The organism is Actinomycetospora succinea, from assembly GCF_004363095.1.
Classification (GTDB): domain Bacteria; phylum Actinomycetota; class Actinomycetes; order Mycobacteriales; family Pseudonocardiaceae; genus Actinomycetospora; species Actinomycetospora succinea.
In genome coordinates this window covers 1-17,497 of sequence record NZ_SNYO01000013.1, presented here as the reverse complement: position 1 = coordinate 17,497, position 17,497 = coordinate 1, and the positions used below count along the sequence as shown (strand labels likewise).

The following is a 17,497-nucleotide window of genomic DNA, read 5'->3' as shown; positions in this document are numbered from 1 at the left end:
GAAAGTACTCACGTACGGGGCAGGAACCAGATCACGACGCCGACCAGGGCGACCGCCGCGCCGAGCACGCAGACCCCGAGCCAGCCCGCCGCCGGGTAGACGACCGCCACGCCCGCCGAGGCCAGCGTGCCGCCGATGAACGTCGAGACCATGAACGCGGTGGTCACGCGGCTGCGGGCCTCCGGGGCGAGCGCGTAGATGACGCTCTGGTGGCTGATCTGCAGGCCCTGCTGGGCGAGGTCGAGCAGGATCACGCCGGCGATCAGCGCGATCACCGACACACCGCCGAGCCCGAGCAGCGCCCAGCTCCCGACCAGCACGCCGAGCGCCACGGTGACGACGAGGCGCTGGTGCCCGCGGTCGGCGAGCTTCCCCGCCAGGATCGCCATCGCCGCCCCGGCGAGGCCCGCGAGCCCGAACAGCCCGACCAGCCCCGGACCGTAGGAGTACGGCGGCGCGGAGAGCAGGAAGTCGATCGAGGTCCACAGGATCGTGAAGCACCCGAAGCCGACGGCGCCGAGCATCATCCGGCGGCGCAGCTCGGGCTGGTCGCGGACGAGCGTGAGCACCGTCCCGAGCAGGCGCGGGTAGGTCGCGGACTCGGTGGGTGGGACCACCGGCAGCCCGAGGCGCACGACCACCGCGAGCAGCACCATCACGCCCGCCGCGGCCCCGAACACCCAGCGCCACCCGCCGACCTCGGCCACGAATCCGGCGACCGTGCGGGCGCCGAGGATGCCGATGAGCAGCCCGCTCATCACGGTGCCGACGACCTGGCCGCGCTCGTGGTCGCCGGCCAGCGACGCCGCGAGTGGGACGGCGATCTGGGCCACCGCGGACGTCACGCCGATCAGGACGACCGCGGCGGCGAGCAGCGCGAAGCCGGGCGCGGCCGCGGCGAGCGCGAGCACCACGGCGCAGGCCGCGAGCAGCACGGTCACGAGCCGGCGGCGCTCGAGCAGGTCGCCGAGCGGCACGAGCAGCGCGAGCGCGATCGCGTAGCCGACCTGCGAGGCGGTGACGAGGAGCCCCGCCGTGCCGTCGCCGACCCCGAAGGCCTCGCCGATCGTGTGCAGCAGGGGCTGCGCGTAGTAGATGTTCGCGACGGCGGCGCCGCACAGCACCGCGAGCAGCAGCGTGCGGGCGCGCCCGATGCTCGGCCGGGCCGTCCCAGTGGTGCCGTCTGTGGTGCCGGCCGTGGTGCCGGTCTCCGCGCTCACCGCACGACCCTGCCTGTCCGGGGCCGCCCGGGGCTCATGGTCGAGACGGATCCCACGCCGGCCTCACACGCGGGCGCGCCGCCGGCGGGGCTCGCCGGCGCGGGCGGGGTCCGGCTCACCGAGCCCGTCGGCCACCGTGACGGTCGCCGGCCCGAGGCGCAGCATCCCCGACGAGAGCGCGGCGCACCGGACCCCCGCGCGCCCCCGCAGCGCCGCGTGGGCGCCGGGAGCGAGCACCGCGTCCATCCACGCGCACGGCGCCGCCGGGCGCCCGCCGCCGAGGCGCACCGGCCCGTCGCCGGAGTCGAGCGTGAACTCGCGCCCGCGCAGCGCCTCGACCTCCAGCCCGCGCGTGAGGATCGTGCGCCGGGCCGCCGCCGGGTCGAACGGCGGCACGCCGAGCTCCGCGGCCACCGCCTCGAGCGCCTCGATCGCGAGCACCGTGACCGCCGCCTCCCGGTGCGCCGCCCGGCCCGCGTAGCGGTCGCCGACGACGCCGTGACCGGCGCGGATGCTGATCTCGTCGGGCGTGCTCGTCGGCACCGGGAGCGGTCCGTCGCCGGGTCGTCCCTCGTAGGCGTGCGCGGGCGAGACGACGAAGCCCACGATCTCGATGGCGGTCACCGCCGTCCACGGTAGGCGTCGGTGGCGCCGACCCGTGTCCGCGGGACACGGGTCGTCACGGTCGCTCCACACTGGGGCTCGTGCGGCTGGGTGCGTCCGGGGCGATCGTCGACGGCGCGTGGTGCCCGGGCGACGTCGAGATCGCCGATGGGCGGGTCGCCGCGGTCGGCCTCCCGGCGGCGCGTGGCGGACGGATCGCGATCCCGGGGCTGGTCGACCTGCTCTGCCACGGCTACGCGGGCGTCGACCTCGCGAGCGCGTCGGTCGAGGAGGTGGCGACGGTCCGGGCGGCCGCCGCCCGCGACGGCACGACCGCCCTGTGCCCCTCGCTGATCACCGACGACCCCGGGCGCACGGCCGCCGCGCTGGCCCGCCTCGACAAGGCGCGGACCCGGGACGCGCCGGGCGCCCACCTGCTCGGCGCCCACCTCGAGGGTCCGTTCCTCTCCCCCGCCCGGATCGGCACGCACCCGCCCGAGCACCGCCGCGACCCCGACCCGGCGCTGCTCGCCCGCCTCCTCGACGCCGGCCGGGTCGACGTCGTCACCCTGGCCCCCGAGCTCCCGGGTGCCGGCGCGCTCGTCGACCTCCTCCGCGCGCGGGGCGTCGTCGTGTCCGCCGGCCACAGCGACGCCGACACCTCCGCCGCGCACGCGGCGATCGACCGCGGCGTCCGGGCCGTCACGCACCTCCACAACGCCATGAGCGGGCTCGAGCACCGCACGCCGGGCCTCGCGGCGGTCGCGCTCACCCGCCCCGAGGTCGTGCCGACCCTCATCGGCGACGGCCACCACGTCGCCCCCGAGATGCTGCGCCTGGCCGCGGCGGCGGCCCCCGGGCGCTGGGCGCTCGTCACCGACGCGACCGCCGCCACCGGGATGCCCGACGGCCCGTTCCGGCTGGCCGGGGTGCCGGTCACGCTCGCGGACGGGACGGTGCGCAACGCGGCGGGCGGGCTCGCCGGTGCCGCGGCGCCCCTGGTCCGCGGCGTCCGCACGGCCGTCGGGGCCGGGGTGGGGCTCGTGGCGGCCGTCGGCGCCGCGACGACGGTGCCCGCGCGGCTTCTCGGACGCCGCGACGTGGGCCGCCTCACGCCGGGTGTCGCCGCGGATCTCGTCCTCCTGGAGGACACACTGAGCGTCACGCGGGTGTTCGTCGAGGGCCGTGAGGTGGACCAACAGGCCACCACTGAGTGACACGGTGGTGTCACGCGGAACACCCGATTTCTCACGATGGTGTAACGAAATCCCGGCTGTGTACGGTATGTCCGGCGAGCGGCCCACCGATCGGGTGATGCCCGTTCGAGTGAGGCCCGAGGACCCGACGACGCGAGCGAGGTGACGTGGCGAGCAGCCAGGCCGTACGGACCGGGCGACCGACCGGGTCCCCGTCCCGCACCCCCTCCTCCGCCGCGCCGACCGGCACGCGCCACCGCCCGGCCCGCCGCTCGAGCGACCCGGACGCGCCGACGATCCAGCTGCGCACCACGGTCGCCGCGCCCGCACCCGCCCAGGCCCCTGCGGCGAAGCCCCCCGCGGTGAAGCCCCCCGCGCCGAAGACCCCCGCGCCGAAGACCCCCGCCGCCGAGGTCCCCGCGAAGGCCCCGGCGAGGACCCGCGTCCGGACCACCACCGTCGCGGTCCTGGTGCCGGCGCACAACGAGGAGGAGGGCATCGCGGCCACCGTCGAGGGCCTGCTCGCCCAGGACGTCCCCGACTGGCTCGAGATCTCCGGCATCGTCGTCGTCGCCAACAACTGCACCGACCGCACCGCCGAGATCGCGCGCCGCTACCCGGTCACCGTCCTCGAGATGGCGCACAACCCGGACAAGAAGGCCGGCGCGCTCAACCACGGCTGGCGCGTGGCGGCGCAGGACGCCGAGCTCGTGCTGACGATGGACGCCGACACCGTCCTCCTGCCCGACACGGTCGCCGAGATGGCCGGCGAGCTGCGCGACAACGCCGTGCTCGGCGCGGTCTGCGCGCGCTACTGGGCGACGCCGGGCAAGGGCCTGGTCTGGCGCCTGCAGCGCCTCGAGTACACCCGCTACGACGACCTGCGCGACCTGCGGCGCTGGCGGGTCTCGGTGGCCAGCGGCGCGGCGGCGATGTACCGCGGCGCGGCGCTGGCGGCGGTCGCCAAGGCCCGCGAGGCCGGCGAGCCGTGGGACGGGTCCTCGCTGATCGAGGACTACGCGCTGACCCTCGAGCTCAAGGCCCGCGGCTACCGGGTCGCGGCCGCGAAGCGCGCCCACGTCTACACGACCCCGCCCGGCACGTTCCGCGAGCTCTGGGTCCAGCGGCTGCGCTGGGGCCGCGGCGGCATGGACGAGTGCCTCAAGCGCGGCTGGTCGACCGCGACGCGCCAGGACTGCCTGTCCTACGTGCTGTTCGCGTTCAGCGTGTTCTTCCGGGTGCTGTTCCTGACGATGCTCACGCTGATGATCGTCTACGCCGTGCCGTTCCGGTACGCGCTGATCGGGCTCATCCCGCTCGCGGTGATGTGGCTGGAGCGGGTGACGTCGATGTGGCGGTTGCCGGGGCGGTCGGTCACCGACGTCGCTCTCGTGGCGATCCTCGTCGTCGAGGACTTCTACGGGTTCTTCCTGGAGCTGTGTGCGGTGGTCGCGGCCTGGCGGTGCCTCAACGCGCGGCGCCAGGCCTGGTAGTTCGGCACGGAATCGATCAGGGTTCGGAAGGGGACGGACGCGGGGATGTACGGCGAGCACTCGATGTACCTGACGAGCGGGGTCGGCGGCGGCACCACCGGCCTCGCCCTGGCCGCGGCCACGGGGATCAACGCCATGGCCGCGGTGCTCATGGCGGTGACCGTGCTGTTCACGACGATGCTGCTCGTCCGGATCGTGCGCCGCGGCGCCCGCCTCCGCCGCTGAGCGCGTGTCCTTCGACGACCGGCGTCGCAACGTCCGATCGCTCCTGTTCTTCCTCGTCGCGCTGCTCGCGACGGTCGTGATCACGTTCGGCGCGAACTTCGCCGGCGCCGCCGACCGCGGCGAGCTCGCCCTGGGACCCCGGTACACCCCGACGGCCGCCGACCGGGCGCTCCCGCCGGCACCCGACCAGCGCCCGGGCCCCCGCGTCGCCCTGACCTTCGACGACGGGCCGTCCCGCCAGCTGACCCCGTACATCCTCGACGTGCTGGCCGCCAAGCGCGTCCGGGCCACCTTCTTCCTGCAGGGCAACCACTCGGCCGACAACCCCGAGCTGGTGCGCCGCGTGCAGGCCGAGGGCCACGTCGTCGCGAACCACGGGTGGCAGCACGCGTGGTTCCCGGACCTGACGCCCGAGGAGGCCGAGGTCGAGATCCAGCGCACGAACCAGCTCCTCACCGACCAGACCGGAGTGCGCCCCACCCTGTTCCGCTACCCCTTCGGCCAGCCCTCTCCCGACGGCGACGCCGCGCTGGCGCGCCTGCGCATCTCCGGCGGCGTCCACTGGAAGTGGACCTCGAACGAGCCCGGCGACTTCCAGTGCCCCGGCGCCGACGCCGTCGCCCGGTACGTGGTCACCGAGGCCGCCGACCAGGCGATGATCCTGCTCCACGACGCGGGCGACGTCGTCACCTGCGCGCCCGACCAGCTCGAGTACCTGCCGCGCGCGATCGACGAGCTGCGCGCACGCGGCTTCACCTTCGGGGTCGTCGCGCCGTCGCCGGTCCGCTCGGCGGTCAACCAGGGGTCGCCGGCGGCGGTCGTCCCGTGATCAGGAGCATCGTCATGGTCCTCGCCGCGGGCCTGCTCGCCGCCGGCTGCGCCACCGCGCCCGCCGACGAGCCCGACCCCGGCACCGGCGCCCCGCCGCTGCCGACCGCGTTCGCCGAGCGCCTCCTCGCCGACGCGGTGCCCGACCCGCTGGGCGAGGGCTTCCCGGGCGCGCGGGCCTGGACGAGCTCGATCCAGGCCCCGAACCGCCAGACCGACCGGGACGTCGGCGCGGCGGGGATCGCGCACGGGTTCCTCGCGCTCGCCGCCGCGACGCCGGACCCCGCCGCCCGGGAGCCCTGGCTCGCCGGGGCCCGCGGGGCGGGCGACTTCCTGCTCGGCGCCTCGCGCGCCGGCCGCGTCCCCGACTACGTCAACCCGGGCGGCCCGGCCGACCGCGCCTACACGTCGTTCGACGACGGCGCGGCGGGCGTGGCCGAGGTGCTGTGGCGGATCGGCGAGGCCACCGGCGAGGAGCGCTACCGCGAGGGCGCCCGGGCGTCGCTGCAGTGGGTGCTCGACCGCGCCGAGGGCGTCGACGGCCTCCCCTGCCCGCAGCGGTGCCGCTGGGCGTGGGCGGACGTCGAGGGCGGGAGCGAGCCCTCCTACCGCCACGGGATGGGCGAGGGCCAGTCCGGCATCGTCTACGCGCTCTCGGTGATGGGCGAGCGCCTGCGCGACCCCGAGCTCACCGCCCACGCGGCCGGCGGCGCGGCGTACCTGTCGAGCCGTCTCGACGACGACGGCGGCCTGCCCGAGCGCGACGACGAGCCGCGGCGCAACACCGGGTTCCTCTCGGGCACCGCCGGCGCGGCCTTCGTGTTCCTGCGGATGTACCAGGCCACCGGGGACGAGCGCTGGCGCCGCGACGCCGAGTCCGCGCTGGGCTTCCTCGACCTGACCGCGCAGCCCGCCGGGCGGGGGGTGACCTGGCCGATACTGCTCGGCGCCGGGTCGCAGGCCCTCGTCCCCGACAACCCGAACCGCGCGACCGGCATGGAGGAAGGCGCGGCCGGGATCGGCTGGGTGTCGCTGCAGGCGCACGCGATCCTCGGCGACGCCCGCCACCTCGAGCGGGCCCGCGCCGCCGGGCGCTGGCTCGTCGACGTGTCGCTGACCGAGCCGGTCGGGCGCGCCTGGGCCGAGTACGAGGGCAGCCCGATCGTCCACACCGCCACCAACAGCGGCGCGGCCGGCACCGGCTGGTTCCTCGACTCGCTGGGCCGGGTCACCGGCGACGACGAGTTCTCCGGCGCCGCCCGCGCGGCCCGCAACTGGCTGCTCGCGGTCGCGACCCCGGAGCACCGGTGGGGCGCGACCCGGGAGGCGGGCGCGTGGACCCTCGGCGGGGAGCCGTCGTGGCACTGGGGGTCGGCCGGGGTGATCGGCTTCCTGACGCGCATGGCCGGCGGACCCGTGGACAGCCCCGGCATGCAGGAGGTGCTGGTCCCCCTCGAGGGGACCGGCCCCGCCGATTCCGGGAATTAGTTCCCGAACGTCCCCCGCCGGCACCGTCGCGGGGGGCGTTGACTCGGTGTCACCCGGCGACGTGTGGCCGGGGCAGGGGCCGAGTCTCGGGAGGTGCCATGACCGTCGTCGACGTGGTGGTGCTCGCGGTGGTGGCGATCGCCGCGCTGCGCGGCTGGCGCCGGGGCGGCACCGGGCTCGTGCTGCGCGTCGCGGGCGCCGTGGCCGGCGTCCTGCTGGCCGGCGCGCTGGCCCGCTGGCTCGTCCCGATGCTCGTGACCACCGACGACGGCGTCTCCCGTGGCGCACTCGTCATCGGCGCCGCGCTGGTCGGCGCGCTGATCGGCTGGGGCGTGGGCCACCGGCTCGGCGACGCCCTCGCCCGGCGCACCGGGGGCGGCTTCCGTCGGCCGGGCCTGACCGACCGCGTCCTCGGCGTCGCCGCGCACGGCGCGCTGGCGCTGATGCTGCTCGTGCTCGCCACCGGGGTCATCACGGCGTTCGGCCCGTCCGGGCTCGGTGACGCCGCGCGGAGCAGCACCGTGCTCGGTGCGGCCGCGGAGCACCTGCCGAACCCGCTGGTGCTGCTGCCGGCCGAGGCACCGACGCTGGCCGACGGGGGCACGCGATGAGGCCGCCCGCCACGCTCCCCCGGCTCGTCGGCGGCGGCGCGCTCGCGCTGCTCCTGCTGACCTGGTGGGGCTCCGGATCGTTCCTCCTGGCCCTGCTGCTCGTCGTCCTCGTCGGCGCGACCGCCGTCGGCGCCTGGCTCGCTGTCTCCTGGAGCGGTCGCTCGACGCGCGGCGCGTCCGGCTCCCTCACCGGGCCCCTCGCCGGGGTCGCCGACGCCCTGCCCACCACCGACCTCGGCCCGGCCTCGACCGGCGACCGCGTGCGCCGGGCCCTGCGCGGCGTGCTCGGGCGGCCGTGGGTGCACGGCGACGGGCTGGTCCGCGCCGCGGCGCGACGGCTCGCCTCCGAGGAGGCGCTGGTGTGGACGCCGCGCGGCCAGCGCGTCACGGCGCCGCACCTGTGGGTCGAGCTGCACCCCGACGACCTCGCCGACGTCGCCGCCCGCTGGCCGCTCGAGGTGCTGGCCGACGAGCTGCTCAGCGGCTACCTCGAGCACGCCCGCAGCACCGAGGCGCGCCGGATGGCCGAGCGGACGTTCCTGCACCTGCTCGCGGGCCCCGACGTCCCCGTCGGCCGCGTGATCGTCACCGCCGCGTTCTCCCGGCCCGCCGCGACGCCCGCGGCCACCACGTCCGCCACCGACCCGACCCCCTCGTCGGTGTCGGCGCCCCCTGTTCCGGCGGGTCCCCCCTCCCCGCCGGGACTGCCCGGCCCGGTCGTGCCGGGGGCAGCCGGCCGGCCGGGCCCGGCGCTACCGCGTCCGCCGGCGCGACCGCCTCGGCCGGCCCCGGCGCGGGGGTCGGCGGGGGCTCCCCGGGACTTCGTCGGGGGGTCCCGGGGAGACGGAGCGCAGCGGAGCTCGACCATCGGCCGGGGAGACGGAGCGCAGCGGAGCTCGACCATCGGCCGGGGAGACGGTCGTGGGCACGGCCCACGGACCGTCGTCCACCGCCGCACCGACGCCACCGTGACGGCGCCGACCGCGCCGGACACCGCGCGGGTCGGGACGCAGGTCGCCACACAGGTCAGGGCGCGCCCGACCCTCGTCGACCGGGTCGTCGCGACGGCCCGGGGCACCGGGCGCCCCGGCGTATCCTGGCGTCGACCGGCGGAGCCCCGCCGCAGCAGGGGCGAGTGAGGCCCCACCCGACCCGGGAGGTGGCGTGACGCGACCCGCCGCGCGCCCGCCCCGGTCCGGTCCCCCGCACGCCCCCTCGCCCCGCATGCCCGTCGGCGGCCTCGCGGTCCTCGACGTGCGCACCGAGTACACGCAGTCGGTGCCGTGGGGCGAGCGGATCACGCTCGGACGCGGCGACGCCTCCGGGCGCGGCCCGGGTCAGGGCGGGACCCGTCACGTGACCGTCCCCGACGACCGGGTCTCGCGGCTCGCCGCCGAGATCGAGGTCCGCGACGACGCCTACCTGATCATCAACCGGCAGCGGCACGGCGCCCTGCTGACGCTCTTCGTGCCCGGGGTGCCGGGCAAGGACCGCATCCGCACGGGCAACGGCCTGCTCGTCCGCGACGACCGGTCCTCGCTCGGCCTCTGGTTCCCCGACGGCCAGGAGCTGACCCTGGCGCTGCTGCGCTTCGCGCCCACGGCCGGCGCCGGGCCGACCACCAGCGGGGGGCTCGCGGGCGGCCGCACGATCGACACGTCGCTGCCGACCGCCGAGACGTGGTGGTCGGTGCTGGTGGCCGCGTGCGGCCCGACGATCATCGCCGCGGCGAGCGCGCCGGGCAGCGTGCCGCGCGACGTGCACGGCGACGCGGAGCAGATCGCCGACTGGCACCGCGCCGAGGGGCGCCCCGCGCCGAGCCCGAAGACCCAGAGCGAGGCGTTCCGGCACGCCCAGCGCTGGCTGCGCGGCCTGCGCCTCAACGACAAGACCCGGGGCTGGCGCATCGCGGTCGTCGAGCAGGTCATCCACCTGCGGCTGGTGACCCTCGACGACGTGCGCCTGCTGTTCCCGAGCCAGGTGCCGCGGGCGGGTGCCTCTACCCGTCCGTGAGGTCCTCTTCCGGCAGCGGACCCAGCGTGGCGAAGGCGTCCAGGTAGGGCTCCACGTCGCCGCGGACGGTCCACGCGCGCAGCTGCGCCGCGGAGCGCCGGGCCATCAGCGCGCGGGCGAGGTCGAAGTCGGAGGCGCGCACCTCGACCGCGGCGTCCGCGGGCTCGCCCGCCGAGCACCACGACCACTGCTCCCCCACCAGCGCGATCGGTGGCAGGCCGGGATCGAGCCGCGGGGCCAGGCGCCCGACGAACCGGTCGCGCAGCGCCGCCATCGCCGGGGTGTCCCGGCCGCCGGGCGCGTCCAGCGCGCCCCGCAGGTCCTGCTCGTGGATCGTGACGTCCCCGAGCGGCCGCGTCCCGTGCTCGGCCATCCACGCGCGCAGCGGCTCGGCGACGACCTCCCACTCCGCGACGAGGGCGGCCACGTCGCGGCTGCGGCGCGCGTCGACCTGCCTCGCGGTCCACTCCTCGTTGTGGTCGTCGGGCTCGTCGCCGGCGAGGACGTCGGCCCCCAGACCCACCATGTGCGAGAGAAGGTCCCGCACCGTCCAGTCGGGGCAGGCGGGCACCGTCGTCTCCGCCCGCTGCGCCGTCAGCCCGTCCACCAGCGCGATGACGCGCTGCTGCGCGCGGCTCCACTCCGCGATCTCGTCCACGGAACGAACGATCCCACCGTGCCCGGACGTTCGCTCACTGTACGAACAACCGACCGCGCGCCCCGGTGAGCGCGTCACACGACCGCTTGTCAGTCTCGTGACCGCGGGTAATGCGTTGTGTGTCACTGAGTTGTGTCACAGTGGACGAATGTCACGCGAGGGGGACGCGACGAACTCGGAGGGTGGCCCGGCCACTCCAGCCGTCATACGCCAAGCGCCCGGATATCTGGCCCGACGTCTGCACCAGGCCTACATCGCTGCCTGGGCACGCCGGGTCGATCCGGTGCTGACCGGTCCGCAATACGCCGTTCTGGTGACCGTCGAGGCTCACCCGAAGCTCGACCAGGGCTCGCTGGCCCACACGGTCGCGCTGGATCGCTCGACGATGGCCGACGTGTGCCGTCGCCTCGAGGACCGCGGGCTCATCGAACGGACCCAGGCCCCGGCCGACGGACGCCGCAAGCTCCTCGGCCTCACCGAGGAGGGGCGCGCCGCGCTGCAGCGCCTGCAGGACCGGGTGAACGCCCTGGAGCACGAGCTGATGGCCGAGCACGCCTCGGGGCTCTCGGAGCTCCTCGAGCGGCTCGACACCCTGTCCCGGCGCTGGGAGACCGTGGCGACGGGCTCGGCGAGCTGACGGTCCGTGCTCAGCGGCGCTCGGCGCGCATGAGCACGAGCGCCACGCCGGCCACGAACGTCGCGGCCAGCGCCACCGTGAAGATCGCCCAGGGCAGGAACGCCCCGGTGGCGATCGCGAAGATCCCGAAGTACACGGTGACCAGCGCGTAGACCACCACCTGCAGGCCGCACAGGAACCGGTTGCGGTCGGTGGCTGGCGGCGGCCACGTGAAGCCCGGCATGGCGGCACCGTAGCCGGTGCCGCCGTGCCGTCTGCCGGGGCCGTCGTGCCGGGCTCAGGCCATCGCGGGTTCGCGCTGCTCCGCCGGGTGGTCGTCGGTCCCGGGTGCGGTCTCGGCGGCGGCCGTCACGGGGACGTGACGGAAGGCCACCGTCGCGACGACCGCGAGTCCGGCGAAGACGACCGCGCCGACCGTGGCCGCCACGCCGAGGCCGGCCGTGAACGCCGAGTCCACGGCCGCCGCGAGGGCGGGCGACGGCCCGGCGGCGGCCACCTCGGTGATCCCGGCGTGGGCCGCGTCGGCGAGCTCGGCGGGCGTGCCGGCCGGGACGACGAGGACGTCGCGGTAGACGGCCGTCGCGAGGCTCCCGAGCGTCGCGACGCCGAGCGCGATGCCCAGCTCGCCGCTGGTCTCGGAGAGCGCGCCCGCCGACCCCGCCTTCTCCTCGGGCACCGAGCCGACGAGCAGGTCGGTGCCGAGCGCCGTCGGCATCGCGATGCCCACCGACGCGAGCAGGAAGCCCGCGAGCAGCACCACCGTGCCGCCGCCCGCGCCGGCGCCGAGCAGGCCCACGATCGCGAGCCCCACCCCGCCGACGAGCAGGCCGGCGGCCGTCACGCGGGCCGGGCGGATCGAGCGGGCGAGGCGCGGGGCGAGCAGCGAGGCCACCACCATCGCGGCCTGCAGCGGCGCGAGCACCAGCCCGACGGTCAGCACGGACAGGCCGGCGACGAGCTGCAGGTACAGCGTGAGCAGCAGGAACGTGCCGGCCATGACGACACCGCCGCCCACGTTGATGCCCAGCGCGCCGGCCGAGGCCCGGCGGCGGAACAGCCGCAGGTCGAGCAGCGGGGCGTCGAGCCGGAGCTGGCGGCGGACGAACAGCGCGCCGAGACCGATCCCGACCGCGAGGGCCACCAGCGCCTCGGGCTCCGGGCCCGACGCGGCGAGCGACTTGAGCCCGTGCACCACCGGGAGCACGGCGCCCAGCGAGAGCGCGACGCTGGCGAGGTCGAGACGCCCGGCGGCGGCGTCGCGGGTCTCGGGCAGCAGCACCGGCCCGACCACCAGCAGCAGCACCATCACCGGCACACCCATGAGGAACGCCGCGCCCCACCAGAACGCCTCGAGCAGCACTCCGCCGAGCAGCGGGCCGACCGTCATGCCGCCCATGAAGCAGCTCATCCAGATCGAGATGGCGGTGCCGCGTGCCCGCGGGTCGGGGAACATCGTGCGGATCAGGCCGAGCGTCGAGGGCATCAGCGTCGCCCCGGCGATCCCGAGCAGCGCGCGGGTCGCGATCAGCATCGCCGGCCCGGTGGAGAACGCTGCGGCCACCGACGCGACCCCGAACGCCGCCGCCCCGATGAGCAGGAGCCGCCGGCGCCCGATGCGGTCGCCGAACGTGCCCATCGTGACGAGGAAGCCGGCGATCATGAAGCCGTAGACGTCCATCGCCCAGAGCTGCGCGGTCGGCCCGAGGCCGAGGTCCGCGGACAGGGCGGGGAGCGCCAGGTAGAGCACGCTCATGTCGAGCGAGAGCAGCAGCGTCGGGAGCGCCAGGACGGCGAGCCCGATCCAGGCACGGCGTCCCGTGGTCGCGGGGGGTGTCATCGGAGCGACGCTAACAGTCTTGGTCCTATAGAACAACTGACTCGTTGTTTTCTCGTATCTCAGTCTGCTCGGTACGGTCGGACCCGTGCCGCCCGCACCCGCCGTCGACCACCTCGTCGTGGCCGCCGAGGACCTGACCCACGGCGTCCCCGCGCTCGAGGAGCAGCTCGGGGTGCGCCTCGGCCCCGGCGGGCGCCATGCCCTGTTCGGCACCCACAACGCCCTGCTGGCGCTCGGCGGCGCCACCTACCTCGAGCTGATCGCCGTCGACCCCGAGGCGCCGGCGCCGGGCCGCCCGCGGTGGTTCGGTCTCGACACCGCCGACCTCCGGGGGCGCCTCGCCGAGGGCCCGCGGCTGGTGCACTGGGTCGCGCGCCCGGCCGTGCTGCCGCCCGTTCCCGACGACCACGGCGAGCGCCTGCACCTCACCCGCGACGCGCTCGCGTGGACGCTGACCGTGCCGCGCGACGGGACCCTGCCCGGCGACGGCAGCGGGCTCGTTCCCTCGCTGATCGCCTGGGACTCCCCCGGCGGCGCCCACCCGACCGACGCCCTCGAGGACGTCGGCGTCCGCCTGGAGCGCCTGGTCCTCTCGTCGCCCGACGCCCCGGACCTGCGGCGACGCCTCGCCGCGCTGGGGCTCTCGGGGTGCGTCACCGTCGCCGACGGTCCCCCGGCGCTGCGGGCGGAGCTGCGGACGCCGGCCGGGGTCGTGCTGCTCTGACCGTCAGCGCTCTGCCCGACGGTGCTCTGACCGACGGCGCTCTGACCGTCAGCGCTCGGGCGGGAACAGCTCGCCGTCGAGGCGGGAACCCTCGATCCGGGCGCCGTCGATACGGGCTCCCTCGCCGGGCGTCCGGCGGGCCCGGCGGCGCTTGACCTCCCCGACGAGCCACCGCGCGACGTCGACGAGCTTGAGGTTCGTGCTCTGCGAGGACTCCACGAGCATCTGGAACGCCTCGGTCTCGTCGACGACGAAGCGCTCCATGAGAATGCCCTTGGCCTGGCCGATGACGTCGCGGCTGTCGACGGCCTTGCCGAGGTGGACGGCCTGCTCGCTGCCGTGCAGGAGCATCGCGGCCTGCACCCCGAAGAGCCCGGCCGTCAGGCGCGCCTCGAGGTCGAAGACGTCGGCCTCGGCGGCGTAGAGGTTCAGCGACGCCCACATCGGACCCGCCGTGGCGAGCTGGGCCGAGAGCATCGACCGGTAGCCCGCCGCGACCGCCGCCGGCGCGAACCGGGGCCACCGCTGCGCGTCGGCCCCGGCGAGGTCCTGCGCGATGACCACCCCGTCCTCGGTCGGGCTCTCGATCGCGGTGATGCTCGGCCCCTCGTGCAGCTCGCCCTGGAGCCGGTCGAGCTCGGAGATGCCGCGGCTCGTCGGGTTGCGGGTGTCGACGATCCCGTCCTCGCTCACCGAGATCCCCCCGGCGGTCGCGCCGGGGACGGTCTCGACGGCGGCGGCGACGATCTCCGAGAGGGTCTGTTGGAGATCCCGGATGCTCTTGCGCTCGAGCAGGGTCTGGGCTGCCTTGCGCAGAGCGACGACGAGCTGCTCGGCCTGGCCCGGGTGCACGCGGTTCCCCCACCTTCCACGGTCGCTACGAGACCCGGGGCGACACAGGGAGAAGTCGTGCCGCTGGTGCTCCGCGCGCACGACCGTCGCCCCCACCCCGGACATGGGCGCGAGCAGTCAGGCACGACAGGAGGACCACGCGAGCGCACGGCGAGAGCCCGCGCCCCGATCCACGAAGCGGCCGTCTGTTCGACCGCGGCCCGGAAATACTAAACAGAGCCCGACGCGGCGGTGTGACGGGACACGGCGACGTTCGACGTGACCGCCGGACGGGTGGCCGGGCGTGGGGCGCGCGGCTGCTCCGCATCCCCCGGACCTCGAACTCTCTGGCGGAAACGCTTCGGTTTCCGAAGCGTTCGGCGCGGTCAGGTGGGGACGCGTGGTCGTCCGCCGGGTCGGGGTCGTCGTTCGGTGTCGATGATCCAGGGCGGGGTGAACCACGGCCGGCCGTTGATCATCTGGATGGTCCAGTGGCCGTGGTGGAGCAGCTGGTGGTGGTGCCGGCAGAGCAGGCACATGTTGTCGAGCGCGGTCGGACCGCGGTGCTGGAGCCATTCCCGGACGTGGTGGGCTTCGCAGCGCCGGGGTCGTCGGGTGCAGCCGGGGAACGCGCAGCCGCCGTCGCGGTGGTTCAAGGCGCGGCGGATCGCGTCGGGCGCGGTGCGTTGGCTGCGGCCGACGTCGAGGGGTTCGGATTTCGCGCCGAGGACCATGGGGATGATCTCGGCGTCGCACGCCCACCGCCGAACCGTGGCCGCGTCGACGTGGTGCCCGGAATCGAGGGTGCCGTAGCCACCCTTGTCGGTGAGGGCTTCGCAGAGCCAGCGGTGGTCGATGGTGATGGTGAGCAGCGCGCGCCCGGGCCGCTCGGTCCAACCGGCCTTGGCTGAGTCGGCGCGCCGCGGCTCGGGGATCAACGCCAACGGCGCCTCGCCCGGCGCCTCGCCCGGTGCATCGCCGCCGCCGGCCGCGCCGTCGGCCGTCCCGCTGTCGGCCGTCGCGCCGCTGCCGGCTTCGTCGCTGGCCTCGGCGTTGCTCGAGTCGGTGCCGGCGGAGCCGTCCGCTTCGTCGGCCGGATCGTCGGCCGGATCGTCGGCCGGATCGTCGGCCGGATCGTCGGCCGGATCGTCGGCCGGATCGTCGGCAGCGTCGGCGTCGTGCTGTTCTTGGCGGGCGTCGGTGGCCAGACCTCGCGGGCCGCGGGCGTCCTGGGTGAGGTCCTTGAACGCATCCGCCTGGCGCCGCGGCAGCGTGCGCTCGTCGTCGGCGCCGGCCCGCTCGGACAGGACCCCGAACACCTCGACCGCCGCCTCGGCGTCCAGGCGATCGTGCAGCGTGCCCTTGAACACCAGCGACCCGTTCTTGCACCGCAACAGGTGCATCTCGTCGCGGCACGCCTCACCGTCGGGCGGAGCGGCGCCATCAGGGTCGTAGAAATCGATGAACCCCTTCGCCAACTGCCGCAACATCCGCGGCGGCAACACCTGCGCCTTCTCCGCGAGGGTCTCCTCCACCCCGGCCAGCTCATCCGGCGGCGGCGGGGACGCCAACCCCGACAGGTGGGCCATCGTCTCCCGGATGATCTTCACGTGGGCCGGGTCGACCAGCCCCGCCGACAACGCCGCGCCGGTGCAGGGCAACCGCGCCGGCAGCGCCTCCCCCAGCAACGAGGACCGCGCACACAGGTCCGCCGCCTCCATGACCAGCCGCTTGGCGTCGGCGAGGTCGAGGTTGTCCCGATCCGCGACCAGCGACTCGATTGATCGATATCCGGTGTTCGCCGCCGTCCCGAGGTCGGCGATCCGAGCGATGCTCTCGAGGCGGCGGTAGTAGGCGCGGCGCTGAGCGATCATCTCGGCACGAGCGGACTCGAGCGCCTCGCGCTCCGCCGCCCCCACCACGTATTCGCTCATGTGTTCGAATGTAGACCCGACCCCCGACAACGCCGGGCCCGTTCACTGAGACCGTCTCAGCATGCCGACGTTCGCCGACGCCCGGTCGCTCGCGGAGACGCTCCTCGCCGACCATCTCCCCGATCGCTGGCTCCACGTCCAGTCGGTCGCGCGCGAGGCGTTGCGAATCTCCGCGCTCTCCGGGGTCGACCGCGAGCCGCTGATCCAGGCGGCCGTGCTGCACGACATCGGCTACTCCCCCGTCGTCGCGCGCGTCCGCTTCCACCCGCTCGACGGCGCGCGATTCCTCACCGCACGCGGGTACGACGCGCGCGTCGTGGCGCTCGTCGCCCACCACTCGGGAGCGGCGATCGAGGCCGGGATGCGCGGCGTCGAGGGCCTCGACCCCCTCCCAGACGAGGCGAGCCCCACCCGCGACGCGCTCTGGTACTGCGACGCCGTCACCGGGCCGCAGGGCCAGCGGCTGACGCCCGACGAGCGCTGGACCGAGATCCGCCGCCGCTACGGGCCCGACGACCTGGTCACGGCCTTCCTCGACCGGGCCGAACCAGAGCTCCGCGCCGCCGTCGACCGCACGACGGCCCGCATGGACGCCGCGGGCCTCGAGCGGGACCAGGCCAGCGTCGAGTCGTAGCGCGAGGAGATCTCGGCGCGGATGCCCGGGTCACGGACGCCCGCCATGAGCACGACCGTTCCCGGGACGCGCCACGAGAACGCACTCGTACAGGCGATCGAGCGGTGGAACGCGGGTGATCTCGACGGCTATCTCGATCTCTACACCGACGACGTCCTCCTGCACGGATTCGCGCCGGGCCCCCTCGACAAGAGCGCCGTCCGCGCGTTCTACGAGGCACTCCTCGCCGCGTTCCCCGGCAACCGGATCGAGCTGCACGAGACCTTCGGCGACGGGGATCGCCTGACGAGCCGCTTCACGCTGGCGGGCAGGCACGACGGCGACTTCATGGGCGTCCCGGCCACCGGCCGCGAGATCGCGCTGCCGGGCATCACGATCCTGCACTTCCGCGACGGCCGGTGCGCCGAGCGCTGGACGTGCTCGGACATGCTGGGCCTGCTGGTCCAGGTCGGCGCCGTCCCGCCGCCGACCTAGCTGTACTCGGCCAGGACGTTGGTGACGGTCGGCGTGGCTGATTGAACGAGGAAGGCCCTTCGGGCGAGGTGGGGGTGTCTGACGCCGCCCG

At 75.5% G+C, this 17,497-nt stretch carries 19 protein-coding genes; 12 read left to right on the top strand and 7 right to left on the bottom strand.

The window, feature by feature from the left end; genetic code table 11:
* Positions 1-8: 8 nt before the first annotated feature.
* Both EV188_RS28460 and EV188_RS28455 read right to left on the bottom strand, forming a co-directional pair.
* The gene (locus EV188_RS28460) at positions 9-1,220 is read right to left on the bottom strand and encodes an MFS transporter (protein WP_208114411.1); all 1,212 of its coding nucleotides are present in this window, start codon (positions 1,218-1,220) and stop codon (positions 9-11) included.
* Positions 1,221-1,283: 63 nt separating this feature from the next.
* A complete protein-coding gene (locus EV188_RS28455; protein WP_243742064.1) occupies positions 1,284-1,844 on the bottom strand; it encodes an MOSC domain-containing protein in 561 nt (186 codons plus the stop codon).
* 80 nt (positions 1,845-1,924) lie between these two features.
* Between EV188_RS28455 and EV188_RS28450 the strand changes: the two genes are divergently transcribed.
* From EV188_RS28450 to EV188_RS28415, 8 genes are all read left to right on the top strand, one after another.
* Complete coding sequence (locus EV188_RS28450) at positions 1,925-3,040, top strand: N-acetylglucosamine-6-phosphate deacetylase (protein WP_166660137.1); 1,116 nt, start codon at positions 1,925-1,927, stop codon at positions 3,038-3,040.
* A gap of 146 nt (positions 3,041-3,186) precedes the next feature.
* The gene (locus EV188_RS28445) at positions 3,187-4,512 is read left to right on the top strand and encodes a glycosyltransferase family 2 protein (protein WP_133829716.1); all 1,326 of its coding nucleotides are present in this window, start codon (positions 3,187-3,189) and stop codon (positions 4,510-4,512) included.
* A gap of 45 nt (positions 4,513-4,557) precedes the next feature.
* Positions 4,558-4,737 (top strand): hypothetical protein, encoded by a 180-nt coding sequence (locus tag EV188_RS28440; protein WP_133829715.1) that lies wholly within the window; start codon positions 4,558-4,560, stop codon positions 4,735-4,737.
* A gap of 4 nt (positions 4,738-4,741) precedes the next feature.
* Positions 4,742-5,566, top strand: coding sequence for a polysaccharide deacetylase family protein (locus EV188_RS28435; RefSeq protein WP_133829714.1), 825 nt, complete (start codon positions 4,742-4,744; stop codon positions 5,564-5,566).
* Positions 5,563-7,053 (top strand): hypothetical protein, encoded by a 1,491-nt coding sequence (locus EV188_RS28430; RefSeq protein WP_133829713.1) that lies wholly within the window; start codon positions 5,563-5,565, stop codon positions 7,051-7,053. Before EV188_RS28435 ends, EV188_RS28430 begins: the two co-directional genes overlap by 4 nt.
* A 98-nt stretch (positions 7,054-7,151) precedes the next feature.
* Positions 7,152-7,664, top strand: a complete 513-nt coding sequence (locus tag EV188_RS28425; protein ID WP_133829712.1) for a CvpA family protein — start codon at positions 7,152-7,154, stop codon at positions 7,662-7,664.
* Positions 7,661-8,803, top strand: coding sequence for a hypothetical protein (locus EV188_RS28420; RefSeq protein WP_133829711.1), 1,143 nt, complete (start codon positions 7,661-7,663; stop codon positions 8,801-8,803). Before EV188_RS28425 ends, EV188_RS28420 begins: the two co-directional genes overlap by 4 nt.
* A gap of 25 nt (positions 8,804-8,828) precedes the next feature.
* A complete protein-coding gene (locus EV188_RS28415; protein WP_133829710.1) occupies positions 8,829-9,677 on the top strand; it encodes an FHA domain-containing protein in 849 nt (282 codons plus the stop codon).
* On the opposite strand, the gene EV188_RS28410 is transcribed toward EV188_RS28415, so the two are convergent.
* Entirely contained in the window at positions 9,664-10,335 is a 672-nt protein-coding gene (locus EV188_RS28410) for a maleylpyruvate isomerase family mycothiol-dependent enzyme (protein WP_243742063.1), read from the bottom strand. The genes EV188_RS28415 and EV188_RS28410 overlap by 14 nt on opposite strands.
* A 313-nt stretch (positions 10,336-10,648) precedes the next feature.
* Between EV188_RS28410 and EV188_RS28405 the strand changes: the two genes are divergently transcribed.
* The gene (locus EV188_RS28405) at positions 10,649-10,972 is read left to right on the top strand and encodes a MarR family winged helix-turn-helix transcriptional regulator (RefSeq protein WP_424922959.1); all 324 of its coding nucleotides are present in this window, start codon (positions 10,649-10,651) and stop codon (positions 10,970-10,972) included.
* 10 nt (positions 10,973-10,982) lie between these two features.
* Here the strand turns inward: EV188_RS28405 and EV188_RS28400 are convergent, their stop codons facing one another.
* Both EV188_RS28400 and EV188_RS28395 read right to left on the bottom strand, forming a co-directional pair.
* Positions 10,983-11,195, bottom strand: a complete 213-nt coding sequence (locus tag EV188_RS28400; protein WP_133829709.1) for a hypothetical protein — start codon at positions 11,193-11,195, stop codon at positions 10,983-10,985.
* 54 nt (positions 11,196-11,249) lie between these two features.
* The gene (locus tag EV188_RS28395; RefSeq protein ID WP_133829708.1) at positions 11,250-12,809 is read right to left on the bottom strand and encodes an MFS transporter; all 1,560 of its coding nucleotides are present in this window, start codon (positions 12,807-12,809) and stop codon (positions 11,250-11,252) included.
* Positions 12,810-12,894: 85 nt separating this feature from the next.
* Here EV188_RS28395 and EV188_RS28390 point away from each other — a divergent pair, with 85 nt between their 5' ends.
* Positions 12,895-13,533, top strand: a complete 639-nt coding sequence (locus EV188_RS28390) for a VOC family protein (protein ID WP_133829707.1) — start codon at positions 12,895-12,897, stop codon at positions 13,531-13,533.
* Between the two features lie 48 nt (positions 13,534-13,581).
* On the opposite strand, the gene EV188_RS28385 is transcribed toward EV188_RS28390, so the two are convergent.
* Positions 13,582-14,385 carry a GAF and ANTAR domain-containing protein gene (locus EV188_RS28385; RefSeq protein WP_243742062.1) on the bottom strand — a complete coding sequence of 268 codons (804 nt, stop codon included), beginning with the start codon at positions 14,383-14,385 and terminating at the stop codon, positions 13,582-13,584.
* Between the two features lie 365 nt (positions 14,386-14,750).
* A complete protein-coding gene (locus EV188_RS28380; protein WP_133829705.1) occupies positions 14,751-16,328 on the bottom strand; it encodes an HNH endonuclease signature motif containing protein in 1,578 nt (525 codons plus the stop codon).
* A 31-nt stretch (positions 16,329-16,359) separates the two neighbouring features.
* On the opposite strand from EV188_RS28380, the gene EV188_RS28375 reads away from it, so the two are divergent.
* Together EV188_RS28375 and EV188_RS28370 are read left to right on the top strand one after the other, a co-directional pair.
* Positions 16,360-16,932 (top strand): HD domain-containing protein, encoded by a 573-nt coding sequence (locus tag EV188_RS28375; protein ID WP_133829704.1) that lies wholly within the window; start codon positions 16,360-16,362, stop codon positions 16,930-16,932.
* A 45-nt stretch (positions 16,933-16,977) separates the two neighbouring features.
* Positions 16,978-17,406, top strand: coding sequence for an ester cyclase (locus EV188_RS28370; protein WP_166660136.1), 429 nt, complete (start codon positions 16,978-16,980; stop codon positions 17,404-17,406).
* Positions 17,407-17,497: the final 91 nt, after the last annotated feature.

What these genes read in the sequence shown, in the direction of transcription:
- EV188_RS28400 (WP_133829709.1), bottom strand. Translation starts at nt 11,195, where the DNA reads ATGCCGGGCTTCACGTGGCCGCCGCCAGCCACCGACCGCAACCGGTTC.
- EV188_RS28370 (WP_166660136.1), top strand. Translation starts at nt 16,978, where the DNA reads ATGAGCACGACCGTTCCCGGGACGCGCCACGAGAACGCACTCGTACAG.
- EV188_RS28440 (WP_133829715.1), top strand. Translation starts at nt 4,558, where the DNA reads ATGTACGGCGAGCACTCGATGTACCTGACGAGCGGGGTCGGCGGCGGC.
- EV188_RS28420 (WP_133829711.1), top strand. Translation starts at nt 7,661, where the DNA reads ATGAGGCCGCCCGCCACGCTCCCCCGGCTCGTCGGCGGCGGCGCGCTC.
- EV188_RS28395 (WP_133829708.1), bottom strand. Translation starts at nt 12,809, where the DNA reads ATGACACCCCCCGCGACCACGGGACGCCGTGCCTGGATCGGGCTCGCC.
- EV188_RS28375 (WP_133829704.1), top strand. Translation starts at nt 16,360, where the DNA reads ATGCCGACGTTCGCCGACGCCCGGTCGCTCGCGGAGACGCTCCTCGCC.
- EV188_RS28425 (WP_133829712.1), top strand. Translation starts at nt 7,152, where the DNA reads ATGACCGTCGTCGACGTGGTGGTGCTCGCGGTGGTGGCGATCGCCGCG.